Genomic DNA, 26,811 nt, shown 5'->3' on the forward strand with positions numbered 1-26,811 from the left:
AGATTTCCCTTTGAGTAATCAAGAAAGACCCCTCAGAGACGATGAGGTAGATAGGTCACGGGTGGAAGCATGGCGACATGTGGAGCTGAGTGATACTAATCGGTCGAGGCCTTGTTCTAGCAGATGCATTGTTGATGACTTCAGTTTTGAGGGCGCGAGCCTTTCAAAAAAACGAAAAAAAGTCTTGACGTTATGCGAACATAATGTTAAGATAATAAATGTCTGGTGGCGATAGCCAAGTGGTCACACCCGTTCCCATGCCGAACACGGAAGTTAAGCACTTGAACGCCGAAAGTAGTTGGGGGCTTCCCCCTGTGAGGATAGGACGCTGCCAGGCGATCGTTCCGCAATAGCTCAGCGGTAGAGCAACCGGCTGTTAACCGGTAGGTCGTAGGTTCAAATCCTACTTGCGGAGCCATTTATTACTTCTTCACCACGTACAATGGAGAGCTGTCCGAGTGGCCGAAGGAGCACGATTGGAAATCGTGTAGGCGTCAAAAGCGTCTCAAGGGTTCGAATCCCTTGCTCTCCGCCATCATCACTTTCAATTCATAATGGCCCGTTGGTCAAGCGGTTAAGACACCGCCCTTTCACGGCGGTAACACGGGTTCGAATCCCGTACGGGTCACCATTTATAGCGTCGCGGGGTGGAGCAGTCTGGTAGCTCGTTGGGCTCATAACCCAAAGGTCGTCGGTTCAAATCCGGCCCCCGCAATTACATACGGTCCTGTGGTGTAGCGGTTAACATGCCTGCCTGTCACGCAGGAGATCGCGGGTTCGAATCCCGTCAGGACCGCCATTGTTAAGGCTTTGTAGCTCAGTTGGTAGAGCAAAGGACTGAAAATCCTTGTGTCGGCGGTTCGATTCCGTCCAAAGCCACCATCTTTATTAAAAACATGATTTTCCCATTTGTGGGGGGGTAGCGAAGTGGCTAAACGCGGCGGACTGTAAATCCGCTCCCTCGGGTTCGGCGGTTCGAATCCGCCCCCCCCCACCACCATAGGGGCATAGTTTAGCGGTAGAACTACGGTCTCCAAAACCGTCAGCGCGGGTTCGATTCCTGCTGCCCCTGTTTACCATGGCGATTGTGGCGAAGTGGTTAACGCACCGGATTGTGATTCCGGCATTCGTGGGTTCAATTCCCATCAGTCGCCCTCTTATTATTGGGCTGTAGCCAAGTGGTAAGGCACTGGATTTTGATTCCAGCACGCGAAGGTTCGATCCCTTCCAGCCCAGCTTTTCAAGCGGAAGTAGTTCAGTGGTAGAATACGACCTTGCCAAGGTCGGGGTCGCGGGTTCGAATCCCGTCTTCCGCTCCAATGAGTGGCGCCATAGCCAAGTGGTAAGGCAGAGGACTGCAACTCCTTTATCGTCAGTTCGATTCTGACTGGCGCCTCCAACTATTTCTCAATTAAATAGTTTTGCAAGAGATTGTGCCGGTGTGGCGGAACTGGTAGACGCGCACGACTCAAAATCGTGTTCCTTTGGAGTGTCGGTTCGATTCCGACCACCGGTATCTTGCGGGTGTAGTTTAATGGTAAAACCTCAGCCTTCCAAGCTGATGACGAGGGTTCGATTCCCTTCACCCGCTTTATACTTTTTACACAATCTGATGTTTCACCTGATTATGCGGGTGTAGTTTAATGGTAAAACCTCAGCCTTCCAAGCTGATGACGAGGGTTCGATTCCCTTCACCCGCTTACCAAAAAAGAGCAATGTGTCGTTTTCGCTGACACCTTGCTCTTTTTGTTTAGGAAGGAATCTTAACAGGAAAGGAGTGAGTCGTGATGGATGGTGTACAATTGAAACTGGCTTTACAAGAGTACGCAACAGAGATCGGAATCGATGAGCTGAAGGTGACGACAGCAGATCCGTTTCTTGTCTTAAAACGTCGTCTGCAAGTGCAGCAGGAGAAAGGATTTGCTTCTGGTTTCGAAGAGCCCGATCTCGATTTACGAACGACTCCTTCATTACTCGTAGAAGATGCCGCTTCGATCATTGCGATTGCGGTCGCGTATCCAAGTACCCTTAAAAATGCGCCGCGTGGCAAAGAAGGAGAGCGGCGCGGTATCTTTTGTCGATCGTCTTGGGGGCTCGATTATCATCAGGCGTTGCGCCAACGTTTGACGTTACTTGAAGAAAAAATCCAAGAATTAAATCCAGGTGCAAGGACGCGCTCAATGGTCGATACGGGAGAACTCGTCGATCGTGCTGTGGCGGAACGAGCAGGTATCGGATTCAGTGGGAAAAACTGCTCGATCATCAGTGAGGAGCACGGATCCTATCTCTATCTTGGTGAACTAATTACAGATATCGTCCTACCGCCTGATCAGCCAGTCGAAGAATTGTGTGGGACATGCAATAAGTGTATCGACGCTTGTCCGACAGATGCGCTTGTTGAACCTGGCGTCATCGACGCTAAACGGTGTATCTCGTTTTTGACACAGACGAAAACGCTGCTTCCAGAACCATTTCGAATGGCACTTGGGAACCGTCTATACGGTTGTGATACGTGTCAGCAAGTCTGTCCATATAACCGGAAGAAGAATGCGACACATCATGCTGAACTGCAGCCGGATCCAGAACAAGTCAAACCGCTCTTAGTTCCACTCTTATCCATGAGTAATCGTGAGTTCAAGAGCCGGTTCGGTACGTTATCTGGCGCATGGCGTGGAAAGAAGCCGATTCAGCGTAATGCGATTTGTGCGCTCGTCCATTATCGAGACAAGAGTGCGATTGATGCGCTACGATTGATGATAGAAACGGATGCCCGGGAAGACATGCGGGCACTGGCACTCTGGGCAGTCGGTCGAATTGGTGGAATTGAAGAAAAGTCATATATCGAATCACGTCTTTTAGCCGATATTGCAGTGGATGTGCAAACCGAAGGACAACGGTTACTTGAGGAGTGGGGGGAAGCAGATGCCATTTCAACAGCTCACTTATGAATTTGGTACATTGCTCGTCGCATGGGAAAAAGAGCACATCGTGTATCTCGATTTTGGATTGAATGAAGAGCGTGCTCGAACCTATTTGCAAGAAGAAACCGACGACGGTGAATTACCGAAAGCTTGGCGCATGGCATTTGATCGTTACGCAGTAGGCGATCGACAAGCGCTTGATGCACTTCCTTGTCAGTTGCGTGTCACGCCTTTTGCAGAGCAAGTATTGCACGCTTTACGAACCGTTCCGTTTGGTCAGACGATCAGTTACGGTGAACTGGCTCGAATGATTGGGAAACCAAAGGCAGCACGAGCTGTTGGCGGTGCCTTGAATCGGAATCCGATCGCATTGATTTATCCATGTCACCGCGTTATTGGAGCGACGGGTAAACTGACGGGTTTCGCAAGCGGGATTGCCCATAAAGAAGCGCTTTTAGCGCATGAGATAGGAGAGAATTAAACCATGGCTATTCATGTCGTTATGTATCAACCGGAAATTCCACAAAACACGGGGAATATTTCACGAACTTGTGCGGCAACGCATTCAGTCCTTCACTTGATTCGACCGCTCGGCTTCTCGACGGACGATAAGCAACTTAAACGTGCGGGTCTCGATTACTGGGAATTTGTTGATGTCCGTTATCATGATTCGTTAGAGGAACTGTGGGAGAAGCATCCAGAGGGGATTTTCTACTACATTACGAAATATGGGGAACAGTACCCGAGTCAGATTGACTTATCCGACGTCGAACAAGACTATTTCTTCGTTTTTGGTCGGGAAACGAAAGGATTGCCGCTTGAAGTCATCGATGCGAACGCAGAACGGTGTATCCGTCTACCACAATCGAACCTCGTTCGTTCACTGAACGTCTCAAACACGGCAGCGATCATCGTCTATGAAGCATTACGTCAGCAAGGATACGCAGGTCTTCTGTAAAGCAAAAGCTCCATCCTGAATCAGGATGGAGCTTTTATGAATTATTCGTTACCTTCAGGTTTTTTGTTGTAGCCTGCAGTGAAGATTGCTGTCAAAAACGCAAGACTTACGCCGACCATTAAGATAAATGCCATTTTTGTTTCCCCCTTCAGTCTCTTGAACCGATATAATCTATTATAGTATACCTGTAAGTGAAATTGTGTGCTACATATGAATTTTCTATGAATGGAGACTCCACATGCGTACGAACGTTTACCTATTAAGTTATGCTCCGCTGATCAGCATCTTGTTATTTAGTACGTCCCTTGCGATTGCAACGACGGAACTCGCATTACATTGGCTCGATCAAGTTGGTGTGTACGATGAATTGTTACAACTCTTGACGGCACGCGATACGAAGCTTGTCGTTTGGCTCGGCTTTTTGATTGTCTACTTCATGATCTTCAGTTCATTGAAATTATTATCGGATACGATCAATCAGCTCGGTTTCGCCTTTTTCATCAAGGAACAAGAGGGAACGACACTCGGCATGTTACGTCCGGGAAGTATTTTGCTACTTATCGGAGGTTGTGTTAGCTTTGCCTTTATGACGTCCTTCTTGCATGTCGGAATCGTGTTGCTTGTGTCTTTTTTCATCTACTTCATCTTTTACACGATACAAATTAGTAAAATGACGAGTGCAGCAGGAGCCGTCGGTTTGATTATCTTTTCTTTCTTAGCCTGGGGTGTTCTGCTTGCTGGCCTATCGTGGGTCGGTCTGACTTTATTCAATTCGTTCGGGGAAGCGATTTTATTTCCAAGTTGACTTAAGGACGTAAAATCGTCGCCCACGTCTGGACCTGTAACGTTGCATTCGCCTCAACAGGGAAGGGACGCGGGCGATCTGCCCCTAGCCAAATCCCTCCGATATGTTGATTCTTAATACCGACGAACCACATATCCTTGTTATCGTTCGTTGTTCCTGTTTTTCCTCCGATATAGCGCGCAGAGGAATCATATCCTTTGCGTCCCGTTCCATATGTCATGACATTCTTTAAACCAGCCCGTAATTCCCGATTCGTCTGACTGGACCAAATGCGTTGTTCCTTTTCTTGTGGTCGTTCGACCGTTCCATTCTTAAGCGTAATACTTTTGATCATCGATGCCGGTCGATAGAGCCCATCATTAACGAATACGGTATAAGCGTTCGTCAGTTCATACGGACTGATTCCGTACTGTAAACCACCTAGAGCACTCGTAAAGGCGTCATCCTCACGTGTCCATTGGCTGAACTGGAACGGACGGATGGACTTCAATCCTTCCCGGAAAGAGACAGCGAATGCTCGAATCGCTGGAGTGTTATAAGAATAGGCAATCGCGTCAGCAATCGTTACTTGTCCGAGAATTCGATTTCCGCTATTTGACGGACAGTATCCATCGATACAGACAGGACTACCGTCTAACGTGCTCGACAAGCGGGCTTTCGTCTTCTCAAGGTAAGGACCATAAACAAGTAACGGTTTGATGGCTGAACCTGGTTGTCGGTACGACTGCACTGCTCGGTTGAACTGACCTGTCAAATTCGATTTGTAGCCAACAAGAGCGGTGACCCCGTGTGTTTGTCCGTCGATGCCAACATAAGCACCCTCAATCGGGTTGGGTAGATTGCGAAGAGCTTCTTTAGCCCGTCGTTGTTCTGCTGAGTCGAGATATGTCGAGATGACCGCCCCTTGTTGATGCAGATATTCTGCAGCACGCTTCTCACTCCAACCTTTTTTTTGAGCGGTCATCCGAACAGCAGCTTGAACGGTTGCATCGATATAATCTGGATAAGGGACACTCGGTTTATAGGATCGAGGCGACACACGAGAAATAGCAAAATCTTTCGTCAGTACACGATCGCGTATTAACGCTTGAACGATTCGTTGCTGACGTTTTTTTGTGTTTTCAGGAAAGCGTAGCGGGTCATAAAGAGAAGGATTGTTCGGAATTGCTGTCAGAAAACTGATTTCAGACCAACTCAACTCGCGTGCCGGCTTATTGAAATATGATTTTGCGGCAAGTTCGATACCATAAATATTATTCGCAAAATAGGCTTGATTGGCATACGCCGTCATCAGTTCTTTTTTTGAATATTTTTGCTCCAAAGACACAGCAATTAATAACTCTTTTATTTTCCTAGTATATGTTTTTTCGTTTGATAGATACGTCATTCTTGCTAGTTGTTGTGTGATCGTACTGCCACCTTGAGATTTAGAATCAGACTGATTTTTTGTAAACGCGCGTAAGATTCCTGTGATGTCATATCCGTCATGTTGATAGAAACGCTGATCTTCGATGGCAACAAACGCTTGCTCGACTTTTTTCGGCAATGTTCGAGGAGTTAGATCATCCCGTCGCAATCCGTCATAGAGCTCGACCCGTTTGTTTTCATAGGTTACGGTGATTGGTTGATAGGAGGTCAGTGGATGTCGCGTCGTCTGTTCATCGGCCCAGAAAAAAAGTGTACGTGCTGTTTTCAACTCATCTTTTATTGAAAATAAGGAAAATAGAAGCATCGTCGCAAGACCAAGTAAGACAAGATACCCTGTAGTAATTCGCATGAGAACTCCTTTCAAAAAGCCATTTCATTCCTATTATCGGTCTTTTATGGAGAAATCAGTAGATTTTTTTTAGATTTTTGTATTTTAATAAACCTATTTTGCAGGAATGTTATATTAAAAAGAGAAAAGATTGGGTATATAGAAGTATCTGTGGATTTTACAACGCGAATTGTCTGAAAAAAAGAGCATAAATGGAGGGGACGAAATGGCTAAAAAGAATGTCGTTGCGATGTTACTGGCAGGCGGAGAAGGGAAACGTCTGGGAGCTTTAACGAAACATACTGCAAAACCAGCTGTTGCATTTGGAGGAAAGTACCGGATTATTGATTTCCCACTATCGAACTGTACGAACTCAGGAATCGATACAGTTGGTGTATTGACGCAATATGAACCACTTGAATTAAACCGCTATCTCGGAATCGGGAGCGCATGGGATTTAGATCGACGTAACGGTGGTTTGACGATTCTACCTCCTTACCAGGCGCAAAACGGAAAGAACTGGTACGAAGGAACGGCCAATGCCATTTATCGAAACATGAGTTACATCAACCAATTTGACCCTGACTATGTTCTTGTCTTATCAGGCGATCATATTTATAAAATGGATTATGAACAGATGATTGAAGAGCATCGTCTTGGCGGAGCGGACGTGACGATCTCCGTTCGTGAAGTGCCGTGGGAAGAAGCACCACGGTTCGGAATTCTCAACACGGATGATGATCTCCGGATCAATGAATTCGAAGAAAAACCACAGAATCCAAAATCGAATCTTGCATCGATGGGAATCTATGTCTTTAACTGGGATGTATTGAAGCGTCATTTAATTCAAGATGCTGGCGATGCGGAATCAAGCTTTGACTTCGGTAAGAACATCATTCCGAACATGCTCTTTGAAAACCTTAATATTCGTGCATATAAATTTAAAGGATACTGGAAAGATGTCGGAACGATTCAATCACTCTGGGAAGCGAATATGGACTTGTTGACGGCGGAACCAGAGTTTGATTTATATGATCCTTCTTGGAAAGTCTATTCGGTCAACCCGAATCAGCAACCACAATATATCGGGAATGCTGCGACAGTCGAGACATCGATCATCAATGAAGGATGCCATATTGAAGGCGAAATCAATCATTCGGTTCTCTTCCATGGTGTCGACGTAGCAGAAGGATCACTCGTCAAAGACTCGGTCATTTTCCCGAACGTCAAAATCGGACGAGACGTCACGATTCATCGGGCAATCTTAGCAGACGGTGTGATCGTAGAAGATGGTGCAACGATCGGTTCTCCAGACGGAGAAGTCTTCGTCATTGAAGCAGACAGCATCGTCAAGAAGAACGAAGTCATCAAAGAAGCGATTCAATAAGGGGGATATTCGAATGAAGGTCGATTTATTAGGTGTCATCAATTTAAGCGGAGAAGAAGGCTTTTTCAAAGAATTGACGGAGCATCGTAACTTAGCAGCAGTTCCATTTGCAGGACGTTATCGATTGATCGATTTTACATTAACGAACATGGTACAAAACGATATCGCGAACATCGGGATTTTTACGCTCGAGAAATATCGTGGAATGATGGACCATCTTGGATCGGGTAAAGAGTGGGATCTTGACCGTTCAAACGGTGGACTCTATATCTTCCCACCTGCATTGTCACAAGATGCGAACGAGTTCCGTGGAGATTTATCGAACTTCCACCTCCACCGTGACTTCTTCCTTCGCAGTAAGGAAAACTATGTCGTCGTTTCTGGTTCAAACATCTTATCTGCAGTAGATTATCGCGATGTATTACGCGAACATAAAGAATCGAATGCGGACATCACGGTCGTCTATACAAAGCGTGAACTGCCTTGTAAATACTGCCGTCCAATTCGTTTTGGCGAACAGAACCGCGTAACTGCAATCGGATCGCGAGGGTTCCAACCGACGGATGAGACGTTCTACATGGAGACGGTCGTCCTATCGAAGAACCTCTTTGTTCGTTTAGTTGATGAAGCAATCGCACGTGGCGAGTACGATTTACTTCAAAGCATCATTCGTTCGCAGCTCAATCGCTTGCACGTGCACGGGTATGAATACCGTGGTACATCACAAGTCATTCATTCGCTTCGTTCATATTACCGTGAGAGTATGCTGTTGCTTGAACAGTGGGGAGCGATCAACGACTTCCAACACGTTTATACGAAAATCAAGCATGAACCGCCAACGCGTTACTTGCCGGGGTCAGCGATTAAGAATTCACTCGTCGCGAACGGCTGTAAGTTAGAAGGCACGACGACGGACAGCATCCTGTTCCGTGGTGTCAAAGTCGGAAAACACGCTCGCGTCAAAAATTCGATCATCATGCAGAAATCAGTCATTGAAGAGGGTGCGGTCGTCGAGTACGCAATTCTCGATAAAGAAGTTACTGTCAAACGCGGTCAAGTCATCCGCGGAACGGCAGAAGAGCCAATCGTCATCAAAAAACAAACAATCGTTTAAAGGAGATGTCATTCATGAAGGTATGGTTTGCTGCCACGGAAGCGACACCCTTCATCAAGACAGGGGGGCTAGCTGACGTCGTCGGCTCGCTCCCCTTAGCGCTTGCTGAGGAAGGGGCAGACGTTTCGGTCGTCTTACCCAATTACGGTCAAATCAAGGAGCAATATAAATCAGAGATGGAGTTTATGTTCGACTTCATCGTGCCAGTCGGTTGGCGCCAGCAATTTGGTGCCGTCCTTCGATTGAAACAAGATGGTGTGACGTTCTATTTCATCGATAATGAGTATTACTTCAAACGCGATGGCGTCATTTATGGACACTATGATGACGCAGAACGGTTTGCGTATTTCTCACGTGCCGTCCTTGAGATGATTCAACATCTGGATCGAAAGGAAGTACCAGATGTCATCCATTGTCACGATTGGCAAACAGGTGTGATTCCAGCGTTCCTACGAATCCACTATCAACACCTAGAGCGCTATCAAGACATTAAAACGGTCTTTACGATTCACAATCTACAATACCAAGGTGTCTTCCCAGAGGAAGTGCTCGGTGATTTACTTGGATTGAGTCATGAACATTTCACTGCGGATGGGATCGCTCATAACGGACTCGTCAATTACATGAAGGCAGGACTGGTCCACTCCAATCAAATCACGACAGTCAGTCCATCGTACCGTGATGAGATCATGGATCCTTATTACGGTGAGACGCTTGAGCCAGTCTTACAACATCGTGCTGTTGACGTGCGTGGCATCTTGAACGGGATCGACTATCGTCAATTTGATCCTGCGCATGATACGCATCTCGTTGAGACGTATTCCGTTGACACTGTCACGGAAGGAAAGGCGAAGAACAAAGCGGCCTTACAAGAAGAACTAGGTCTCCCGATCAATCCGGATGTACCACTGTTCGGTTTCGTCTCTCGTCTTGTTGACCAAAAGGGAATCGATCTACTTGCGCATATCTTGCCAGACTTGTTCGAACTTGATGCCCAGTTCATCATTCTCGGATCAGGTGAAGCGGAATATGAAGGGTTGTTCCACCACGCGACATCGATTCGTCCAGACAAAATCGCTTCTTATATCGGATTCGATGTTGGTCTCGCGCAACGGATCTACGCGGGGAGTGACGCCTTCTTGATGCCGTCGCGTTTTGAACCGTGTGGTCTCAGTCAGTTGATTTCGATGAAATACGGCTGTTTACCGGTCGTTCGGGAAACAGGTGGTCTACGTGATACGGTCAAACCGTTCAATCAGTTCACGTTAGAAGGAAATGGATTCTCGTTCGCGAATTATAATGCACATGAGTTTTTAGAAGCGATTAAGCGTACGATTGAGGTCTACCATGATCGACCGGTCTTTGAGCACTTGATTGAGACGGCGATGAATGAAGACTTTAGTTGGTTGCGTTCCGCAGATGAATACTTGGCGTTATACCAATTGATTGCACCGTCCGCCACTTGATCGTATCACTGGGAAAAGGGGTTACGTCATGTTCAAAGATAAAGAGAAGTTCAAGGAGAGGTTTACGGAACGATTCGTTTCGATGCATGGTAAGGCAATAACGGAAGCAACAGAAAATGATATCTATCAAACGCTCGCCTATATGGTACGCGAGACGGTCACGACTGATTGGTTGCGGACGAAGGAAACGTACATCCATAAAAAAAGTAAGCAGGTCTATTACTTTTCACTCGAGTTTTTGCTCGGACGTTTCCTGCATAATAACCTATTGAGTCTCGATGTCTTAAAGGATGTGGAACAGGGACTTGAAGAACTCGGATATCAGCTCAGTGATTTGACAGAAGAAGAGCCGGAACCTGGACTTGGGAACGGGGGTCTTGGTCGTCTCGCGGCGTGTTTTCTTGATTCCTTGGCTGCGCTCGGTCTGCCTGGACATGGGAACGGGATCCGGTATCAGTATGGTCTCTTCAAGCAAAAAATCATCGATGGTTATCAAGTCGAATTACCAGATAACTGGCTGAAGAACGGGAACATGTGGGAAATCAGACGTTCTGATAAGGCGGTCGATATTCCATTTGGTGGTCATGTCTGGCTTGAAGAAGTCGGTGATGGGTATCGCGTCCATCATGAACCGGCTGAAATCGTTCGTGCTGTTCCGTACGACATGCCGATCGTCGGTTATCAAAACAAGGTCGTCAATAACCTGCGACTCTGGAGTGCTGAGTCTCCACTTGATGATGATGAATTACTTAGCCAATACCGTGGAAACTATAAAGATTTACTGGCACATAAACAATCGATTCAGACGATTTCCGAGTTCCTGTATCCGGATGATACGACGTATGAAGGAAAAGAGTTGCGTCTGAAGCAACAATACTTCTTCGTTTCTGCTGGATTACGGAGTATCTTAACGTCCTTTAAAAAACGAAATCACTCACTGAAGCAACTCGGCAATCATATTGCCATCCATATCAATGATACGCATCCGGTCGTCGCGATTCCGGAATTGATGCGGATTCTAATCGATGAAGAAGGATTTGGATGGGAAGAGGCATGGCGGATCACAAAGAGTGTCATGTCGTTTACGAACCACACATTACTATCAGAAGCGCTCGAGCGCTGGCCGATTGATTTGTTCCGTCGCTTGTTACCGCGCATCTACCTCATCATCGAGGAGATCAATCGACGCTTCTGTAAGGATGTTCTCGCGAACTATCCACACATGGAAGCGCATATGCGAGATATCGCCATCATCGCGGATGACCGAATCAACATGGCGAATCTGGCTGTCGTCGGCACGCATTCGACGAATGGTGTCGCACAGATTCATACTGAGATTCTGAAGCAGCGCGAGATGCGACTGTTTTATGAAATGTTCCCGCTTCGCTTTAACAATAAGACGAACGGAATTACACATCGTCGCTGGTTCCTCTCATCGAACCCAGCACTGGCAAATCGCGTGACAGAAGCGATCGGGGACAGTTGGATTCAACATCCGTCCGATTTGCAAAAGTTGACGAAATGGGCAGAGGATTCAGCATTACAGAACGACATCGCCGAGATCAAACTTCAGCGCAAAGAAGAATTAGCATTGCTCATTGAAAAAGAAACTGGTATCGTCGTGGATCCGACCTCGATATTTGATGTTCAAGTCAAACGATTGCATGCGTACAAACGCCAACTCTTGAATGCGTTACACATTCATTCGCTTTATTATCGTTTGAAGGAAGACCGTTCCTTTACGATGACACCGCGGACATTCATCTTTGGTGCAAAGGCTGCGCCAGGCTATCATTATGCAAAAGAAGTCATTCGTTATATCAATGCGTTAGCTCGCTTGATCAATCAGGATCCAGACGTTAGTCCATACTTGAAAGTCGTCTTCCTAGAAAACTACCGTGTATCGCTTGCTGAGAAGATCTTCCCGGCAAGTGATGTCAGTGAACAGATTTCGACTGCAAGTTATGAAGCCTCTGGAACCGGCAACATGAAATTCATGATGAATGGCGCCTTGACGATCGGAACGCTCGACGGAGCGAACATCGAAATTCGAGACGAGGTCGGGGATGCGAATATCTTCATCTTCGGCTTAACACCGCAGGAAGTCATGAATTATAAGCAGTACGGTGGTTACAGTGCATACGATCAATACAGTGCCCAACCCGAGCTACGACGGATCATCGATAGTCTCGTCGATGGAACATTATTTGCTCCAGGTGAATTCCAAGCGATTTATGATTCATTATTGACGTATAATGATGAGTATCTGATCCTGAAAGACTTCATGTCGTATCAACAAGCGCAGGAACGAATCGATCGGATGTATCAGCAACCAGAAGAATGGTATAAACGCGTCATTCTTAATATTGCGCGGTCAGGTGTGTTCTCAAGTGACCGAACGATTAAAGAGTATGCGAATGCAATCTGGAACATCAAACCGATTCAACTCTGAACAAAAAGACACTGACAGATGTTTCTGTCAGTGTCTGATGCTTACGAACGGGAGACATCTTCACCACGGCTGACCCAATCACTATAAGAGCCGGCGTAAAGCCGGACGTCGGTTTTCCCGAGTGAATGGAGAGCGATGACATTGACGCACGCTGTCACACCACTTCCACAATAAAGGACAGGTGCTGTGACCGGTAAGATGTCAGCGTACAGTTCTTTCAAATCTTCCGCGTCCCGTAAGCGACCATCTGGTGAGAGTGCTTGTTCAAAGAAACAATTCACGGCACCTGGAATGTGGCCGGCGACGTGATCGAGTGGTTCGATTTCTCCACGGTATCGATCGGGTGCACGGGAATCGATGACCATCGTTTCTGTCAGCTGATCTTTCAGCTCTTCGAACGAGACAAGCATCTCATCTTGAAAACGAGGCGTGTACTGAGACGGTTCATAAGTAGGAACGTCGTCCGTGACCGGAAGATCGAACGCTAGGTAAGAGGAGAATCCGCCCTCAAGGACGACGACACGCTCATGTCCGATCCATTTAAATAACCACCACGCACGAGCGGCATACGGAAAACCATCGTCATACAAGACGACGAAGTCTTCTGGTGTCACACCATGCTGTTCCAGTGTGTGTTGCCACGCTTCTTTTGTAGGAAGCGGATGCCGACCGCCGACCTCATCGATGGGACCGGAAAGGTCAGTCGTTAAATCCAGGTGCTGTGCACCTTCGACGTGTTGTTCCAAAAAAGCATTTCGTCCATATTCAGGTTGTTGCAAGTCATATCGGCAGTCAAACCAGCGAATCTGATCCGTTCGGACGAGCTGTTGAAGATCTGCCATTTGAATCGTAGGAAACATGCCTCATCACCTTACCCTTTCTAGTGTTAATCATATGAAAGGTATCGCATCATCGCAAGTCTTACCCTCATTTAAAAAGGAGTCGATTTACCATGTCATGGAAAGAAACCTATCAAAAATGGGATCAGTTCGCTGATTTAGACAGTACATTAAAAGAAGAGTTAGTCACGTTAGCAACGGATGAAAAAGCAGCTGAAGAAGCATTTTATAAAGAACTCGAGTTCGGAACAGGTGGTATGCGTGGGGAAATCGGTGTCGGGACGAACCGGATGAACGTATATACGGTCCGAAAAGCATCACAAGGGTTCGCAGCATTCATTAAGGCGTCGGGGGAAGAAGCGGCAGCAAAAGGAATCGTCATCGCACACGATTCACGACATTTCTCACCAGAATTTGCCCTGGAGGCGGCACGGACGCTCGCAAGCAACGGCATCAAAGCGTATCTGTTCGACGGTCTACGTCCGACACCGGAACTTTCGTTTGCGGTTCGGTCTTTACAAGCGGCGGGCGGGATCGTCATTACGGCGAGTCACAACCCACCAGAGTACAATGGCTACAAAGTATATGGAGATGACGGTGGACAACTTCCGCCAAAAGAAGCGGATGAACTCGTTTCGTACGTCAGCCAAATCGAAGATGAGCTATCGATTGAACTTGAGCAAGAAGAAGTCCTTCGCGCGAACGGTTTGATCGTCCGTGTCGGAGAAGAGCTCGACGAGGCGTATCAAGAAAAATTACAAACGATTCGTGTCTTACCTTCGATTCAATCGGAATTAGCGGATCCACTTAAAATCGTCTTCACACCACTTCACGGAACAGGTCTTGTGCCGGTAACAGAAGGCTTGAAACGGTATGGATTCGAACACGTGACAGTCGTTAAGGAGCAAGCAGAACCAGACGGTGCATTCCCGACCGTGACGTCACCGAACCCAGAAGAACATGCTGCCTTTAAATTGGCAATCGAATATGGTGATCGGACAGATGCCGACATCTTGATTGCGACGGATCCCGATGCTGACCGTGTTGGAGTCGCAACACGTGATGCAGACGGAGAATGGACAGTCCTGACAGGGAATCAGACGGGAGCGTTATTGCTCGACTATATCCTTTCACAAAAAGCGGCGCAAGGAACACTGCCAGCGAACGGATTCGTCGCGAAGACAATTGTTACGTCAGAACTGGGTGCATTGATTGCGCGCCATTATGATCTCCATGTCGAGAATACGTTGACAGGCTTTAAGTTCATCGGGGAAAAAATCAAACAATACAACGCATCAGGTCAATATGAGTATCTCTTCGGATATGAAGAGAGCTATGGTTACCTTATCGGTGACTTCTGCCGAGACAAGGATGCCGTCCAAGCGTGCTTGTTAGCTGCTGAGATGGCTGCGTACCATAAGAAAGAAGGACGGACGCTCTATGAGGCATTACAGGCGATTTACGAGCAGTTCGGGTACTTTGAAGAGTCACTCCGTTCTCTGACACTCAAAGGGAAGGATGGCGTGGCACAGATCGGTCGTATCATGGATACGTTCCGTGAGAATCCGCCAAAACAAGTGGCTGGAGAACAGGTCGTCTTATTCGAGGACTATGATGCGAGTATCGCCCACGATTTGAAGACACATCAACCTTCACCGATCAACTTGCCAAAATCCAACGTACTGAAGTTTACGCTTAGCGATGGATCATGGTTCTGCCTTCGTCCATCGGGTACGGAACCAAAAATCAAATTCTACTTCAGCGTCACGTCACCAGATGCTGCTGAGACGACACGGAAACGTCAGCAGATCGAAGATGAAGTCATGCAAGAAGTCGAACAAATTCAATAAGTCCCATGCAGGATCACGTCATCGACGGGGTCCTGTTTTTTGTCTGAGAGCATCAAAAAGTGAAATCCGTGCAACCGGTACCATTTTGGGGTACAGTAAACAAGATAGAGTTTATACGATAGGGGAGTGGAAGATAGATGGAACGGATTCAACTAACAGAAGATTTATCATTCTCACGCATCATTCACGGCTTATGGCGATTGAATGAATGGGAGATGACGAAAGAAGAGCGGCTTGAATTGATCGAAGCATGTCTTGCTTTAGGAATTACGACGTTTGATCACGCAGATATCTATGGCGATTACACGAATGAACGCTTATTCGGAGAAGCTCTTGCTTTAAAACCGGAGTTACGTGACCGAATGGAGATCGTTACGAAGACGGGCATCAAGATGAAAGGGAATCATTTCTCGGATCAGTCGTTGTCATTCTACGATACGACGAAAGAGCATATCATCAAACAAGTCAACCGTTCTCTTCAAGAACTCGGTGTCGAGTACGTGGATACGTTGTTGATTCACCGTCCAGATCCGTTGATGGACCCGAACGAGATTGCTGAAGCGTTCGTAGAGTTGAGGGACGCAGGAAAGGTACGGACATTCGGTCTCTCGAACCATACACCTGCGCAACAAAGTCTCATTCAGTCGCGCTTACCATTCATGCTCGTGACGAACCAACTCGAGTTGTCGGTTTCGGAACTGAAACATTTCGAGGACGGATCCGTTGATCTCTGTCATGAAAATGAGATGCCGTTGATGGCATGGAGTCCGCTTGCGGGCGGTCGTCTCTTCAAGGACGAGCAATATGCACCGTTACGCGAAAAATTAGCGGAGATCGCAGAGACGATCGGGGCAGAAGAAATCGACGAAGTCGCATATGCATGGTTGCTCAAACATCCAGCACGTATCATGCCAATCGTTGGTTCTGGTAAGATTGAACGCATCGAATCTGCGGTTCGTTCGACGAAATTGTCGTTGACACGCGAACAGTGGTTTGAGATTTTGAAGGCATCACGTGGTCGTGACGTCGATTAATTGATTTTGAGATAGAAGCGGATCAATGCGTAAATTGTCCGTTAGCGAAATAAAGTGAGAGGATCGTTTCCGATATATCATTCGGAAGCGATCCTCTCTTTCGCTTACACATAGAATGTACGTCAAAAAGTAGACAAAAAAAGCCCCATCTCAAGGGGGAGGAGAGATGGGGGATCTATGAGGTTAAGCTTCTAAACGAAGCATCTCCTGACGGTATTTATCTAGACGATCTTTACTTGCTGAAACGGCAGCTTGGTCATTGGCTTGAATCGCATCGAAGAGCGTACTGAGCTCATAATCGATTTCGAGACGTAGCACTGGAATTCGCTGCTCTGCATCTTGTCTACGGAAAGCTTCAATTACTTGTTTCATCTCGGCCACGCTCCTTTGTAAGTTGTCAGATAATTCTGATTTTTATTAGTATACTTGATTATTCCCGGATTGCCTAGTGCTAAACCTAAAAAAATCTAAAAAAACACACTTGAAATCCATACGGTTCCAAGTGTGGGAAAAATCATTCTGGAATACTGAAGCGTGCTTCTAAACGATGTTGAACACTTTGAATGATTGTCGACATGATCCAGTAAATCGCAGCCGAGAACAAGAGTAACGGCATGACGAGGTACGTTGTCGCTGAAATCTGGTCAGAGACATACGTCAATTCTTCAACAGCAACGATCGTACCGAGTGATGTCGATTTGATGATATCGATGACAGAGTTCGAAAGCGGTGGAATCGCTCGAGATAGCGCTTGCGGTAAGATGACATCCTTGAATGTCTTACGACGCGGAATACCGAGCGAGTCAGCTGCTTCCCATTGTCCACGATCGACAGAGGAGATGGCAGCGCGGAACGATTCTGAGATATACGCAGAAAAGTGAAGCGATAAGCCGAAGGCGAGGGCTTGGAATCCAGTCAATTGAAGGACAACGAGACCATTGTATAAAATCAGGATTTGTAACAGTAATGGTGTTCCTCGGAAGAACGAGACATATAAACGTGCAAAACCGCTAAAGACGGCAAGACGGCTATCACGCATGACGGCAAGAATCAACCCGAGAATAAGCGCAAAGACGATGGCGAGACCACTTGCAAGAAGGGTCGTACCAATCGCCTTTGCGTAGACGTCCGAGTTATCCCGGACGATCGTCAGTAATTCACTCACTTACTGATATCCTCGTTGAAGTACTTCTCACCGATTTTTGCAAGAGTGCCGTCTTCTTGCATCTCAGCGAGTGCTTTATTGAAGTCTTCTGTATACTTGCTGTTTTTCGCCATCATGAAGCCTGATTCGTTCTTGTCGAACGTTTCACCGACCGCTTTAACTTTGTAGCCTGCTTTCTTCAGCTCCGTCAAGACGAAGAGACGATCGTTCATGGCAGCATCAACACGACCTGCTTCAAGATCTTTCAAGACTTGGTTCGCACCTTTGTAGTATTTCACTTTCGCGCCAGCTTCTTCAGCTGTTTTGGCATAGAGTGAACCTTGTGTCGAACCGACTGTCTTTCCTTTTAAGTCGTCGAGTGTTTTGATGTCGTTTGTTTTATTGTTGACGATGATTGTTGAACCAGAGACCGTATACGCATCAGAGAAAGCGTATTTTTCTTGGCGCTCAGGCGTGATTCCCATTTGGTTCGCGATGACATCGATCCGTTTTGAATCAAGTGCTGGGATGAGTCCTTTGAAGTCCATCGCTTTGTAATCGACTTTATAGCCGGCGCGTTTTGCGACTTCGTTCATGACGTCTACGTCATAACCTGTCAATTTTCCTTTTTCTTTATACGTGAAAGGTGGGTACGTTGCTTCTGTACCGACTGTAATGACTTTTGACTCTTTATCAGAACCTGCGTTGTCGTTCGAAGCGCCGCATGCTGCAAGCACCCCCGCTGTCGATAATGCTGCTACAGCTAATTTCAAACCGTGTTTCATAGCGCTCTCTCCTTTATAAATAAATGATTTCAATTCCTAGTTTTCGAATAGGATTAATTTTAAGCTACAAGCAGTATCATACAAAGTTACAGGAACGTCTGTCAATAAAAAAGACTGCCCTTAATAGGACAGTCTGAAACATCGTAACTGATCGATGATGCGATTAACGGATCGTTGCTTCTGTTGAAGCATCGAAGAAGTGTGCTTTTGTCATATCGAAGAAGAGATCAAGTTGCGATCCCATTTCAACGTGTGAACGTGAATCAACACGTGCCGTGAACGCTTGTTGTCCGACTTTTGAGTAAAGGTAAGACTCTGCACCCATCAATTCAGATACTTCGATATGTGCTGGGAAGCGGTGTGCTGTTTTCGTGTCTTGGTAAATCAATTCCGCATGGATGTCCTCTGGACGAATTCCGAGGACGAGATCCTTGTTCGTGTAACCACGGTCGCGGAGAACTTTCATTTTTCCTTCAGGTACTTCGAACTTCTCTTCTGTTCCTGAAACATGGAAGAGACCGTCTTCCGCTAATTTACCTGTCAAGAAGTTCATCGATGGTGAACCGATAAATCCAGCGACGAACATGTTATCTGGGTGATCATAGACTTCTTTCGGCGTACCGACTTGTTGAATGATTCCCGCTTTCATGATGACGATCCGTGTCGCAAGCGTCATTGCTTCCGTCTGATCGTGCGTGACGTAAATTGTCGTCGTCTCAAGACGTTTGTGTAACTGAATGATTTCCTTACGCATTTGTACACGCAATTTAGCATCTAAGTTCGAGAGCGGCTCATCCATCAAGAAGACTTTAGCATCACGAACGATGGCGCGACCAATCGCTACCCGTTGGCGCTGACCACCAGAGAGTGCTTTTGGCTTCCGCTCGAGGTATTCTTCAAGACCAAGGATACGAGCTGCGTTATCAACGCGTTGCTTGATTTCATCTTTCGGGAACTTCCGAAGCTTTAATCCGAATGCCATGTTATCGAAGACGTTCATATGCGGATACAATGCATAGTTTTGGAAGACCATCGCGATATCGCGATCTTTTGGTGCTACATCGTTCATGCGTTTGCCATCGATGATGAAATCCCCACCTGAGATTTCTTCAAGTCCAGCGATCATCCGAAGTGTCGTTGATTTCCCGCAACCTGATGGTCCGACGAAGACGATGAATTCTTTATCTTTAATGTGAAGGTTGAAGTCATCAACCGCTTTTGCATCACCTGAGTAGATTTTATCGATATGTTCAAGACGAATTTCAGCCATGTGTAGTTCCCCCTAATGTAAATGATGAAATAATAACGCTTACAAGATTTAGTATAAAAGAAGTCAGGGAGTCTGCCTATGGACAACCTGACTAAATGCAAACGTTTTCAATTAGGCATCATGCTACAAGAAGTAAGGTATAGAGAAAAGTAGCGCCTTCAAATGAGCGAACATCGATTCCAGTCTGCTCCGTCAACCGGTCGAGTCGATACTGGAGGCTGTTTCGATGTAAGAATAGATGTTTTGCTGTCAGGGAGACGTTCAAATTAGCTCGACAAAAAGCAAGGATCGTCTCACGAGACTCTGGCTCGAGGGAACGGATGAACTGATCGATGAGTGTCGCGCGATGCCGGTCATCTAGACTTGCAAGGCGGAGCATGGCAGGCAAGAAACGTTCGATGTGCATCGAAGGAACGAAAGCAAGCGCTGCTTGTTCAAGTTGGAACTGAACGGCGATATCGCCTGCAGCACGTTGTTGACCAAGCAATACCTTACCGTCGAGTACAAAATCAGATTGTAATGCTAAAAATAAATCGTATAGTTCTGACTCGATGACAAACTCTTCGCGTTCGACGACCGTGAAGCGGTGTGTGCTAAAAGGAATAAGGATGCTCGTCTGCGAAAAGAAAGAGGAGAGCAATTGTTGAATTTCTTCACTTGTTCGTTCATCGGTTGGATTGAACAAAAAATGGACAAGTCGGAACGACTGATCTTCGAGGGCATGAGCAGATTGGATACGCTCTCGCCATAAATCGATATCAGACCGCGACGTCGTAATGATGCGTTCAGCGAATACATCAAGCAGTTGTTGTTCACGGTCAGAGATGGCGGTCGCCTTGATTCCAAAACAGAGTCCATCTTCAAGGCGATATACGCTATACTGTTCCTGGCAATAAACATTCGGATCGGTCGTAAGCTGGTCATTGAATACAGTCATCAGTTGTTGTAACACACGGCATCACTCCTAAATCGTACATAACTATCTCGACTTTACCATAAGTCGAAAATCGGAAGGAATGATAACTTATGTCAGATACGTTTTTACTCGTATTGAAACTTGTCGGAATCATTGTCATTGGGGCCCTGATTGGCGCAGTCACGAATCATCTAGCGATTCGGATGTTATTTCGACCACTTGAACCGAAATACATCGGAAAATTTCGCGTGCCGTTTACGCCGGGTCTGATTCCTAAACGGCGGGATGAACTGGCAGCGAATCTCGGACGGACGGTCGTCAAGCATCTTTTGACGCCAGAAGGGATCGGGAAACGTCTCGCATCACCAGCTGTTCGTGGAGCCGTCACGCGGCTTGTCGAACAAGAAGTCATGAAATGGACACGCTCGGAAGAGACGACGGAAGCGTGGATTAGTCGCTTCATCGACGAACCAAAACAACGGATCCAAGGGAAAATCAGTTATCACTTGGAGCAGGAGTTTTCGCTCCTCATGGGTAAATGGCGTGAAAAATCCGTACGCGAGTTGATCGGGGAAGCCGGAGAACAAAAAATCGAGGAGGTCATGCCAAGACTCGTCACATCCGTATTACACCAAGCAGAGGAATATTTTGACGGACCAGAAGGACGTTTACAACTTGAGGAAACGGTTGCTCGTTTCATCCAACAGCGTCTCGGAGGTGGGATGTTCGGGATGTTGCTCGCGAACGTCAACGTCGTTGATATGATTCAACCGGAGCTGAAACGGGTACTTCAATCAGAGTCGACGTCTCAGTTCATCCTTGCCTTATTACGTCAGGAATGGCAAAAGGGACTGGATCGTCCACTCTCATCCTATATGACGGAAGAGACGGAGTCACGGATTCGACAGACCGTCAAAGAACAAGTCTTGGCGCGTTTACCGATTGAATCGATGCTTGCTACACCATTACGCGTCTGGTTGAATCCACTCGAGTCACAATTGCTCGAGCAACATGTCCCTGTCGTCATCGATCATCTATTCGAACGGACGACGAATCAAATCGGACTAATTCTACAAACGCTCGATCTCGAAACGATCGTTCGAGAAGAGGTCGGTTTGCTGGATACTGCATATCTCGAGGAAATCGTCTTATCGATTTCTAAGCGAGAATTCCGGGCTATCACTTGGCTTGGAGGGTTGTTAGGTGGTTTAATTGGATTGATACAGGCGGGGCTTTATCTCGTCTAAACAAATTGGAGGTTTTACTCATGGCAGAAACAAACTTATACGATCACGCGTACACTCTGGAGCGTGCATTACGTGAAACTTCGGAGTACACGACATTAAAAGATTTGTACACGCAAGTGAATGCGGATCCGGAATCAAACGAGTTGTTCGCATCGTTCCGTAACATCCAACTTGAATTACAACAAAAACAGATGCAAGGTGAAGAAATCACACCAGACGATATGGCGTCTGCCCAAACTAAGATGCTTGAAGTACAAAACAACCCATTAATCAGTCAGCTGATGCAAGAAGAGCAACGGATGCACACGATGTTGACGGAAGTCACACAAATCATCATGAAGCCGTTAGAAGAACTCTACGCGCCAATGATGGAGCAACAAGACGACGTCCAATAAGTCATCAAAAAGGAAGACGGCCATAATGGCACGTCTTCCTTTTTTGTATGGCTCAAGATGAAGCAGGGACGATCCGTGGCAAGTAAGCGCGCTCGAAATGAATCAAACGACCTGAACGTGTGACGCGAGCTGCATGATGGGCGTATCCACTCTCATTGAGACGTCGAATCCCTTCTTCTCGTGCCTGTCCATCTGTTTCTGCTTCAAAAACGTCATCGAGTAACGTTTCACCACGATCTGAAAAGACTGTCATCGTATACTGCATACTTGTTCCTCCCTTGTCTGATCGGTCTTGTATTCAGTATAATGAATCGCTATTCATTTTACAAGCGCAAGTCTAAGTCTTGCCACGTCAGTTGTCTCGCAGCAGGAGGAGTAGTAAGGTGACTGACCGTCATACCAATCAAGCGGATTGGTCCGTCGAAGGTGATGCCATTAAAGAGTTTCGTTGTTTCCTCAAGTAATCGTTCTTCGTCCGCCGTCTCTTCTGAAAATGTATGCCGTTTCGAACGTGACTGGAATGTATCAGTCTTCCACTTGATCGTGATCGTTCGGCAAACGAGTTCTTTTTTTTGAAGACTCGCAATGACGGATTTTGATTCTCGAATCAACGTCTCAAATATCGTATCGATATCCTCCGTATCTTCTTCGAAGGTCGTCTCAGAACCGATTGATTTTCGCTCGCGTTCCGGACGAACCGGACGCTCGTCGATCCCATGCGCCATCGCATGTAGTTCCGCTCCCCGATCGCGTCCAAGCAATGCTCGTAATTGTTCGACCGGCATTGCTTGAACATCTGCGACGGTTTCTATCCCTTGTTTGCGTAACGCTTGTTCCGTGACTTTTCCGACGCCATGTAAGTCTCCAATTTTTAATGGAGATAAGAAACTCAGGACGTCCTCTGGAGGAACGACCGTCAATCCGTTCGGTTTCTCGTATCCGGAAGCGACCTTCGCGACGAGTTTAGAGTTAGAAACACCAGCAGAGGCAGTCAGACCTGTCCGTTCTTTAATTTGTTGTAGAACATATTGCGCAATATAGGTCGCACTTTTTTGATCAAAGTAATTTTCGGTGACGTCGAGGTACGCCTCATCCAGTGAGAGGGGCTCGACGAGCGGTGTCACTTCTCGAAAAAGTGCCATGATTTGCGCACTGACAGCCCGGTAGACGTCAAAGCGAGGACGAATGAAGACGGCACGAGGGCAAAGCTGGAAGGCACGTCTTGACGGCATCGCGCTATGGATGCCGTATTTCCGTGCTTCATAGGAACAGGTCGCTACGACACCGCGTGCATGAGGTGGTCCACCGACGACGACGGGAACACCTTTTAATCGAGGACGATCGCGTTGCTCGACGGAAGCGTAAAAGGCGTCCATATCAATATGAATGATTTTTCGTTCCATCGTACAAGCGTCTCCTTTCAGTAGATATGATACAATTAGTATAACGAACTTATGTTCTGATATCTATTTTTTTGGTCGACTGTTCTTTGGCATCCGAACAAGAGCGCCTAACCATCCACGCCAGCGCATCCAGTAGAAGATGCCACCGGTCGAGAGAAAGATCAGTCCTAGGGATAGGGCGTAACCGTATTTCCATTCTAATTCCGGCATGATTTTAAAGTTCATCCCCCAAATTGCACCGAGGGCCATCGTTGGTGTCGCGACGGCAGTAAAGATCGTTAACGCCTTCATGATTTCGTTTCCACGGAAGTTCGAGACGGTCGTCGATAAGTCGAGCAGGACCTCAATGTCTTTTTGATAATGTTCGATGAGCATTAACAGACGGCGGACACGTTTCGTAGCTAGCTTCAACGAGAGATCCTCGAGATACGCGTCCTCGTCGAGAAATGATTCTTCACCAGCCATGACGAGCTCTTGAAACGGAACGATCAAATCGGACCAGTTCTCGATCGTGTCGCGTAGCGCGAAGATGCTATCAAGCGAATCTTCATTAATGCTGCCACGCAGTTCATCTTGTCTTGAGAACAGTTCCGTCTCAAACTGATCGATACCGGCAAAATATGTGTTCAGCTGTAAAGCAAGAATCGTATAAAAAGCAGCGAACGGATGCGCGGGCGAGTAGGGGGCAACGAGTGTCACGATCGATTCCGACAATCCGATCGTGATCAGTTTTTCTTTCGTCACATAAAAACAAATCGAGCGACGGTCACTTTTGTCGACAGGATTTTGCCAGGTGACGACAGCACCATAAAGAACCCCTTTTTCCGAGCGGGTAAAGTTCATGTCTTTTGATCGTAGCTGCGTGAGCCAGTCCATTTCGGATTGGTCGACGGTAGCCGCCGGAAATGTTTGTTCATAGTCAGCTAAATCGAGATAGCGGGACCAATTAAATTGAGGTTCCAGTTCCATGTTCATGACTCCCATATAGTAGAATGAAATAGTATATGCCTTAAGTGTAGTCAATGGAATATAAAAAAGACACCTATTTTACAGATAAAGGACGTGTTTCAAGTATGAAAGGAATCGGTAAATTAGCAGTTGGAGAAACGCTCGATCAACGAGCGATGATCAAGCAAGCAGTCAAAGGAATTGCAGCAAATGGGAAACCATACTTGACGCTCATCTTGACGGATAAGACAGGCGAAATCGAGACGAAGATGTGGGATACGAGTGATCTTGAAAAATATGCGCCGAAGTCGATCGTCCATGCTGCTGGAGAAGTCATGGACTATCGAGGACGGACACAGCTGAAGCTTAAACAAATCACAGTACTAGAAGAGACGAATGTCGAGGATTATGTTCAATCGGCACCAATTCCGCGAGAGCAGATCGAGACGGAAGTCCTCGCGTTCGTAGAATCGATTCAAAACAGTGACATGAAAAAGCTCGTTAAGCATTTGATTACTTCACGATTCGACGCCTACTTCACGCACCCGGCAGCGGTCAAGAACCATCATGCTTTTTACTCGGGGCTGTCATACCACGTCCTTTCGATGTTGCGTCTAGCGGATCAAATCGCTCAACTCTATCCGACGTTAAACCGTGACGTGCTAATCAGTGGCATCATTCTACACGATTATGCGAAAATCAAGGAGTTATCCGATCCGGTTGCACCGGAATATACGTTGCCTGGTAAACTCGTCGGTCATATTACGATGATGGTAGCGGAACTTGAAAAAGTCGGAGCAGAATTACAAATTGACGCAGAAGTACTGACGGTCTTGCAACATCTCGTCTTAAGTCATCACGGACGACCAGAATGGGGTTCTGCCGTCGCACCACAGATGCGAGAAGCAGAAGTTTTGTTCTTGATCGATAACCTTGATGCACGGATGACGATGATGGATCGCCTTCTGGAATATGTCGAGCCAGGACAGTTCTCGGAACGATCATTTGCACTGGATAATCGTGCTTTTTACCGTCCGAAGTTATAAGGGGGAAGAAAGATGAAGACGAAGTTGTTTGATACGGTTCAACTCGGAACGTTGACATTCCGAAATCGGGTCATCATGGCGCCGATGTGCATGTACAGTGCAAAAGAAGATGGACTAGTGACAGATTGGCATGTCACACACTATGCAACACGTGCAATGGGTGGTGTCGGTGGTGTCATCTTAGAGGCGAGTGCCGTCACGCCAGACGGTCGCATTTCAGCCGGTGACCTTGGAATTTGGTCAGATGCGCATATTGAAGGCTTACAACGGATTGCCGACCAAGTCAAAGCAGCGGGTGCAAAAGCAGGCATTCAACTGGCCCATGCCGGGCGCAAAAGCACGACGGCAGAACCACCCGTCGCACCGAGCGCTTTACCGTTTGATGATACGTATACGGATCCACGCGCATTAACGCTTGAGGAAATCGCGACGATCAAACAACAGTTCATCGATGCAGCATTACGAGCAGAACGAGCAGGATATGATTTCATTGAAATTCATGGAGCTCATGGTTATTTATTGAACACGTTCCTCTCTCCGTTATCAAACGTTCGTGAGGACCAATACGGTGGATCGATTGAAAATCGGATGCGCTTGTTGCTAGAGATCATTGATGGGATTCAGGAAGTCTCGAAGCTCTCGATTTGGGTCCGGATTTCAGCAGCCGATCATGCAACGGGGGGAATGACAGCAACGGATTATATTCCACTTGCGAAGGAACTAGCAGCACGTAACATCGATTTACTCGATTGTAGTTCTGGTGCTGTCGTCGCCAATGCGGTACCTGAAGTGTATCCGGGCTATCAAGTGAGCTACGCAGAAGAGTTGAAGCGAGAGGCGGGTATTGCAACAGGCGCGGTTGGATTGATTACGACAGCTGCTCATGCAGAGGAAATCGTCCGTAACGGTCGAGCAGATATCGTCCTGCTCGCACGTGAACTACTTCGCCAACCGTACTGGGTCTATCATGCGGCAGCCGAACTTGGGGATACGGTTGCCTTGCCGAAACAATACGAACGAGCTCCGATTCGGACGGTTCGTTAACTATTCAAGATATGAAAAAAGGAAGCCTTCG

Annotated in this window: 24 protein-coding genes, 15 tRNA genes and 2 rRNA genes; 31 read left to right on the forward strand and 10 right to left on the reverse strand. The window is 46.8% G+C overall.

What is annotated here, in order from left to right; translation table 11 throughout:
- The 21 genes from ACZGCQ_RS00005 to ACZGCQ_RS00105 form a co-directional block, all read left to right on the forward strand.
- Nucleotides 1–119 (forward strand): 23S ribosomal RNA (locus ACZGCQ_RS00005); the annotation flags it as partial.
- Nucleotides 120–221: 102 nt separating this feature from the next.
- Nucleotides 222–337 (forward strand): 5S ribosomal RNA (gene rrf, locus ACZGCQ_RS00010).
- 6 nt (nt 338–343) lie between these two features.
- Nucleotides 344–418 (forward strand) — tRNA-Asn (locus tag ACZGCQ_RS00015).
- A gap of 26 nt (nt 419–444) precedes the next feature.
- Nucleotides 445–535 (forward strand) — tRNA-Ser (locus tag ACZGCQ_RS00020).
- Nucleotides 536–556: 21 nt separating this feature from the next.
- Nucleotides 557–631: transfer RNA gene (locus ACZGCQ_RS00025), tRNA-Glu, on the forward strand.
- Nucleotides 632–641: 10 nt separating this feature from the next.
- Nucleotides 642–715: transfer RNA gene (locus tag ACZGCQ_RS00030), tRNA-Met, on the forward strand.
- Between the two features lie 8 nt (nt 716–723).
- Nucleotides 724–799, forward strand: a tRNA-Asp gene (locus ACZGCQ_RS00035).
- A 7-nt stretch (nt 800–806) separates the two neighbouring features.
- A tRNA-Phe gene (locus ACZGCQ_RS00040) sits at nt 807–882 on the forward strand.
- Between the two features lie 31 nt (nt 883–913).
- Nucleotides 914–997: transfer RNA gene (locus ACZGCQ_RS00045), tRNA-Tyr, on the forward strand.
- Between the two features lie 4 nt (nt 998–1,001).
- A tRNA-Trp gene (locus ACZGCQ_RS00050) sits at nt 1,002–1,072 on the forward strand.
- 9 nt (nt 1,073–1,081) lie between these two features.
- Nucleotides 1,082–1,154: transfer RNA gene (locus ACZGCQ_RS00055), tRNA-His, on the forward strand.
- 10 nt (nt 1,155–1,164) lie between these two features.
- A tRNA-Gln gene (locus ACZGCQ_RS00060) sits at nt 1,165–1,236 on the forward strand.
- A gap of 8 nt (nt 1,237–1,244) precedes the next feature.
- A tRNA-Gly gene (locus ACZGCQ_RS00065) sits at nt 1,245–1,319 on the forward strand.
- A 6-nt stretch (nt 1,320–1,325) separates the two neighbouring features.
- A tRNA-Cys gene (locus ACZGCQ_RS00070) sits at nt 1,326–1,399 on the forward strand.
- A gap of 36 nt (nt 1,400–1,435) precedes the next feature.
- Nucleotides 1,436–1,516, forward strand: a tRNA-Leu gene (locus tag ACZGCQ_RS00075).
- Between the two features lie 4 nt (nt 1,517–1,520).
- Nucleotides 1,521–1,591, forward strand: a tRNA-Gly gene (locus ACZGCQ_RS00080).
- 38 nt (nt 1,592–1,629) lie between these two features.
- A tRNA-Gly gene (locus ACZGCQ_RS00085) sits at nt 1,630–1,700 on the forward strand.
- Nucleotides 1,701–1,787: 87 nt separating this feature from the next.
- On the forward strand, nt 1,788–2,948 hold the full coding sequence (gene queG, locus ACZGCQ_RS00090; RefSeq protein ID WP_481265039.1) for a tRNA epoxyqueuosine(34) reductase QueG: 1,161 nt from the start codon (nt 1,788–1,790) through the stop codon (nt 2,946–2,948).
- Nucleotides 2,923–3,402: a methylated-DNA--[protein]-cysteine S-methyltransferase gene (locus tag ACZGCQ_RS00095; protein ID WP_223041399.1), complete on the forward strand. Its 480-nt coding sequence runs from the start codon at nt 2,923–2,925 to the stop codon at nt 3,400–3,402. Before queG ends, ACZGCQ_RS00095 begins: the two co-directional genes overlap by 26 nt.
- 3 nt (nt 3,403–3,405) lie before the next feature.
- Complete coding sequence (gene trmL, locus ACZGCQ_RS00100; RefSeq protein ID WP_023467320.1) at nt 3,406–3,879, forward strand: tRNA (uridine(34)/cytosine(34)/5-carboxymethylaminomethyluridine(34)-2'-O)-methyltransferase TrmL; 474 nt, start codon at nt 3,406–3,408, stop codon at nt 3,877–3,879.
- A 238-nt stretch (nt 3,880–4,117) separates the two neighbouring features.
- Entirely contained in the window at nt 4,118–4,684 is a 567-nt protein-coding gene (locus ACZGCQ_RS00105) for a DUF5366 family protein (protein WP_195865554.1), read from the forward strand.
- Between the two features lies 1 nt (nt 4,685).
- Here ACZGCQ_RS00105 and ACZGCQ_RS00110 read toward each other — a convergent pair whose 3' ends face one another.
- Nucleotides 4,686–6,461, reverse strand: coding sequence for a transglycosylase domain-containing protein (locus ACZGCQ_RS00110; protein WP_481265040.1), 1,776 nt, complete (start codon nt 6,459–6,461; stop codon nt 4,686–4,688).
- Between the two features lie 205 nt (nt 6,462–6,666).
- On the opposite strand from ACZGCQ_RS00110, the gene ACZGCQ_RS00115 reads away from it, so the two are divergent.
- The 4 genes from ACZGCQ_RS00115 to ACZGCQ_RS00130 are packed head-to-tail and all read left to right on the forward strand — an operon-like array spanning nt 6,667 to nt 12,859.
- A complete protein-coding gene (locus ACZGCQ_RS00115; protein WP_058265030.1) occupies nt 6,667–7,827 on the forward strand; it encodes a glucose-1-phosphate adenylyltransferase in 1,161 nt (386 codons plus the stop codon).
- Nucleotides 7,828–7,840: 13 nt separating this feature from the next.
- Nucleotides 7,841–8,941: a glucose-1-phosphate adenylyltransferase subunit GlgD gene (gene glgD, locus ACZGCQ_RS00120; protein WP_294751781.1), complete on the forward strand. Its 1,101-nt coding sequence runs from the start codon at nt 7,841–7,843 to the stop codon at nt 8,939–8,941.
- Between the two features lie 14 nt (nt 8,942–8,955).
- Nucleotides 8,956–10,407 carry a glycogen synthase GlgA gene (gene glgA / locus ACZGCQ_RS00125; protein ID WP_481265041.1) on the forward strand — a complete coding sequence of 484 codons (1,452 nt, stop codon included), beginning with the start codon at nt 8,956–8,958 and terminating at the stop codon, nt 10,405–10,407.
- A gap of 28 nt (nt 10,408–10,435) precedes the next feature.
- On the forward strand, nt 10,436–12,859 hold the full coding sequence (locus ACZGCQ_RS00130) for a glycogen/starch/alpha-glucan phosphorylase (RefSeq protein WP_481265042.1): 2,424 nt from the start codon (nt 10,436–10,438) through the stop codon (nt 12,857–12,859).
- Between the two features lie 41 nt (nt 12,860–12,900).
- Here the strand turns inward: ACZGCQ_RS00130 and ACZGCQ_RS00135 are convergent, their stop codons facing one another.
- A complete protein-coding gene (locus ACZGCQ_RS00135) occupies nt 12,901–13,719 on the reverse strand; it encodes a sulfurtransferase (RefSeq protein WP_481265043.1) in 819 nt (272 codons plus the stop codon).
- A gap of 92 nt (nt 13,720–13,811) precedes the next feature.
- Between ACZGCQ_RS00135 and ACZGCQ_RS00140 the strand changes: the two genes are divergently transcribed.
- Nucleotides 13,812–15,548: a phospho-sugar mutase gene (locus ACZGCQ_RS00140; protein WP_350464651.1), complete on the forward strand. Its 1,737-nt coding sequence runs from the start codon at nt 13,812–13,814 to the stop codon at nt 15,546–15,548.
- Nucleotides 15,549–15,685: 137 nt separating this feature from the next.
- Complete coding sequence (locus tag ACZGCQ_RS00145; protein WP_481265044.1) at nt 15,686–16,582, forward strand: aldo/keto reductase; 897 nt, start codon at nt 15,686–15,688, stop codon at nt 16,580–16,582.
- A gap of 183 nt (nt 16,583–16,765) precedes the next feature.
- Here the strand turns inward: ACZGCQ_RS00145 and ACZGCQ_RS00150 are convergent, their stop codons facing one another.
- From ACZGCQ_RS00150 to ACZGCQ_RS00170, 5 genes are all read right to left on the reverse strand, one after another.
- Complete coding sequence (locus tag ACZGCQ_RS00150; protein WP_029340924.1) at nt 16,766–16,954, reverse strand: hypothetical protein; 189 nt, start codon at nt 16,952–16,954, stop codon at nt 16,766–16,768.
- 142 nt (nt 16,955–17,096) lie between these two features.
- The gene (locus tag ACZGCQ_RS00155; RefSeq protein ID WP_029340925.1) at nt 17,097–17,747 is read right to left on the reverse strand and encodes an amino acid ABC transporter permease; all 651 of its coding nucleotides are present in this window, start codon (nt 17,745–17,747) and stop codon (nt 17,097–17,099) included.
- On the reverse strand, nt 17,744–18,511 hold the full coding sequence (locus tag ACZGCQ_RS00160; protein WP_047396216.1) for a transporter substrate-binding domain-containing protein: 768 nt from the start codon (nt 18,509–18,511) through the stop codon (nt 17,744–17,746). The genes ACZGCQ_RS00155 and ACZGCQ_RS00160 overlap by 4 nt, the downstream gene beginning before the upstream one ends.
- Nucleotides 18,512–18,674: 163 nt before the next feature.
- Entirely contained in the window at nt 18,675–19,781 is a 1,107-nt protein-coding gene (locus ACZGCQ_RS00165; RefSeq protein ID WP_035409428.1) for an ABC transporter ATP-binding protein, read from the reverse strand.
- A 118-nt stretch (nt 19,782–19,899) separates the two neighbouring features.
- Entirely contained in the window at nt 19,900–20,733 is an 834-nt protein-coding gene (locus ACZGCQ_RS00170) for a PucR family transcriptional regulator (protein ID WP_481265045.1), read from the reverse strand.
- A gap of 74 nt (nt 20,734–20,807) precedes the next feature.
- On the opposite strand from ACZGCQ_RS00170, the gene ACZGCQ_RS00175 reads away from it, so the two are divergent.
- Nucleotides 20,808–21,944: a DUF445 family protein gene (locus tag ACZGCQ_RS00175; RefSeq protein WP_481265046.1), complete on the forward strand. Its 1,137-nt coding sequence runs from the start codon at nt 20,808–20,810 to the stop codon at nt 21,942–21,944.
- Between the two features lie 20 nt (nt 21,945–21,964).
- Nucleotides 21,965–22,339: a YlbF/YmcA family competence regulator gene (locus ACZGCQ_RS00180; protein ID WP_023467337.1), complete on the forward strand. Its 375-nt coding sequence runs from the start codon at nt 21,965–21,967 to the stop codon at nt 22,337–22,339.
- A 52-nt stretch (nt 22,340–22,391) separates the two neighbouring features.
- Here ACZGCQ_RS00180 and ACZGCQ_RS00185 read toward each other — a convergent pair whose 3' ends face one another.
- The 3 genes from ACZGCQ_RS00185 to ACZGCQ_RS00195 all read right to left on the reverse strand — a co-directional run bounded on the left by ACZGCQ_RS00185 (nt 22,392) and on the right by ACZGCQ_RS00195 (nt 24,711).
- Entirely contained in the window at nt 22,392–22,604 is a 213-nt protein-coding gene (locus ACZGCQ_RS00185; protein ID WP_029340929.1) for a YhzD family protein, read from the reverse strand.
- Between the two features lie 58 nt (nt 22,605–22,662).
- Entirely contained in the window at nt 22,663–23,742 is a 1,080-nt protein-coding gene (gene dinB, locus ACZGCQ_RS00190) for a DNA polymerase IV (RefSeq protein ID WP_481265047.1), read from the reverse strand.
- A 63-nt stretch (nt 23,743–23,805) separates the two neighbouring features.
- Nucleotides 23,806–24,711, reverse strand: a complete 906-nt coding sequence (locus ACZGCQ_RS00195) for a magnesium transporter CorA family protein (RefSeq protein ID WP_481265048.1) — start codon at nt 24,709–24,711, stop codon at nt 23,806–23,808.
- Nucleotides 24,712–24,815: 104 nt separating this feature from the next.
- Between ACZGCQ_RS00195 and ACZGCQ_RS00200 the strand changes: the two genes are divergently transcribed.
- Both ACZGCQ_RS00200 and namA read left to right on the forward strand, forming a co-directional pair.
- Complete coding sequence (locus tag ACZGCQ_RS00200) at nt 24,816–25,736, forward strand: HD domain-containing protein (protein WP_029340932.1); 921 nt, start codon at nt 24,816–24,818, stop codon at nt 25,734–25,736.
- Between the two features lie 12 nt (nt 25,737–25,748).
- Nucleotides 25,749–26,780, forward strand: a complete 1,032-nt coding sequence (gene namA / locus ACZGCQ_RS00205) for an NADPH dehydrogenase NamA (RefSeq protein ID WP_214729778.1) — start codon at nt 25,749–25,751, stop codon at nt 26,778–26,780.
- The last annotated feature ends 31 nt before the right edge of the window (nt 26,781–26,811 follow it).

Source organism: Exiguobacterium sp. HSB13 (assembly GCF_056764755.1).

Excerpts from the sequence above, each read along its gene's own strand:
- queG (WP_481265039.1), top strand. The coding sequence starts at position 1,788 with ATGGATGGTGTACAATTGAAACTGGCTTTACAAGAGTACGCAACAGAG.
- ACZGCQ_RS00095 (WP_223041399.1), top strand. The coding sequence starts at position 2,923 with ATGCCATTTCAACAGCTCACTTATGAATTTGGTACATTGCTCGTCGCA.
- trmL (WP_023467320.1), top strand. The coding sequence starts at position 3,406 with ATGGCTATTCATGTCGTTATGTATCAACCGGAAATTCCACAAAACACG.
- ACZGCQ_RS00105 (WP_195865554.1), top strand. The coding sequence starts at position 4,118 with ATGCGTACGAACGTTTACCTATTAAGTTATGCTCCGCTGATCAGCATC.
- ACZGCQ_RS00110 (WP_481265040.1), bottom strand. The coding sequence starts at position 6,461 with ATGCGAATTACTACAGGGTATCTTGTCTTACTTGGTCTTGCGACGATG.
- ACZGCQ_RS00115 (WP_058265030.1), top strand. The coding sequence starts at position 6,667 with ATGGCTAAAAAGAATGTCGTTGCGATGTTACTGGCAGGCGGAGAAGGG.
- glgD (WP_294751781.1), top strand. The coding sequence starts at position 7,841 with ATGAAGGTCGATTTATTAGGTGTCATCAATTTAAGCGGAGAAGAAGGC.
- glgA (WP_481265041.1), top strand. The coding sequence starts at position 8,956 with ATGAAGGTATGGTTTGCTGCCACGGAAGCGACACCCTTCATCAAGACA.
- ACZGCQ_RS00130 (WP_481265042.1), top strand. The coding sequence starts at position 10,436 with ATGTTCAAAGATAAAGAGAAGTTCAAGGAGAGGTTTACGGAACGATTC.
- ACZGCQ_RS00135 (WP_481265043.1), bottom strand. The coding sequence starts at position 13,719 with ATGTTTCCTACGATTCAAATGGCAGATCTTCAACAGCTCGTCCGAACG.
- ACZGCQ_RS00140 (WP_350464651.1), top strand. The coding sequence starts at position 13,812 with ATGTCATGGAAAGAAACCTATCAAAAATGGGATCAGTTCGCTGATTTA.
- ACZGCQ_RS00145 (WP_481265044.1), top strand. The coding sequence starts at position 15,686 with ATGGAACGGATTCAACTAACAGAAGATTTATCATTCTCACGCATCATT.
- ACZGCQ_RS00150 (WP_029340924.1), bottom strand. The coding sequence starts at position 16,954 with ATGAAACAAGTAATTGAAGCTTTCCGTAGACAAGATGCAGAGCAGCGA.
- ACZGCQ_RS00160 (WP_047396216.1), bottom strand. The coding sequence starts at position 18,511 with ATGAAACACGGTTTGAAATTAGCTGTAGCAGCATTATCGACAGCGGGG.
- ACZGCQ_RS00165 (WP_035409428.1), bottom strand. The coding sequence starts at position 19,781 with ATGGCTGAAATTCGTCTTGAACATATCGATAAAATCTACTCAGGTGAT.
- ACZGCQ_RS00175 (WP_481265046.1), top strand. The coding sequence starts at position 20,808 with ATGTCAGATACGTTTTTACTCGTATTGAAACTTGTCGGAATCATTGTC.
- ACZGCQ_RS00180 (WP_023467337.1), top strand. The coding sequence starts at position 21,965 with ATGGCAGAAACAAACTTATACGATCACGCGTACACTCTGGAGCGTGCA.
- ACZGCQ_RS00185 (WP_029340929.1), bottom strand. The coding sequence starts at position 22,604 with ATGCAGTATACGATGACAGTCTTTTCAGATCGTGGTGAAACGTTACTC.
- dinB (WP_481265047.1), bottom strand. The coding sequence starts at position 23,742 with ATGGAACGAAAAATCATTCATATTGATATGGACGCCTTTTACGCTTCC.
- ACZGCQ_RS00195 (WP_481265048.1), bottom strand. The coding sequence starts at position 24,711 with ATGGAACTGGAACCTCAATTTAATTGGTCCCGCTATCTCGATTTAGCT.
- ACZGCQ_RS00200 (WP_029340932.1), top strand. The coding sequence starts at position 24,816 with ATGAAAGGAATCGGTAAATTAGCAGTTGGAGAAACGCTCGATCAACGA.
- namA (WP_214729778.1), top strand. The coding sequence starts at position 25,749 with ATGAAGACGAAGTTGTTTGATACGGTTCAACTCGGAACGTTGACATTC.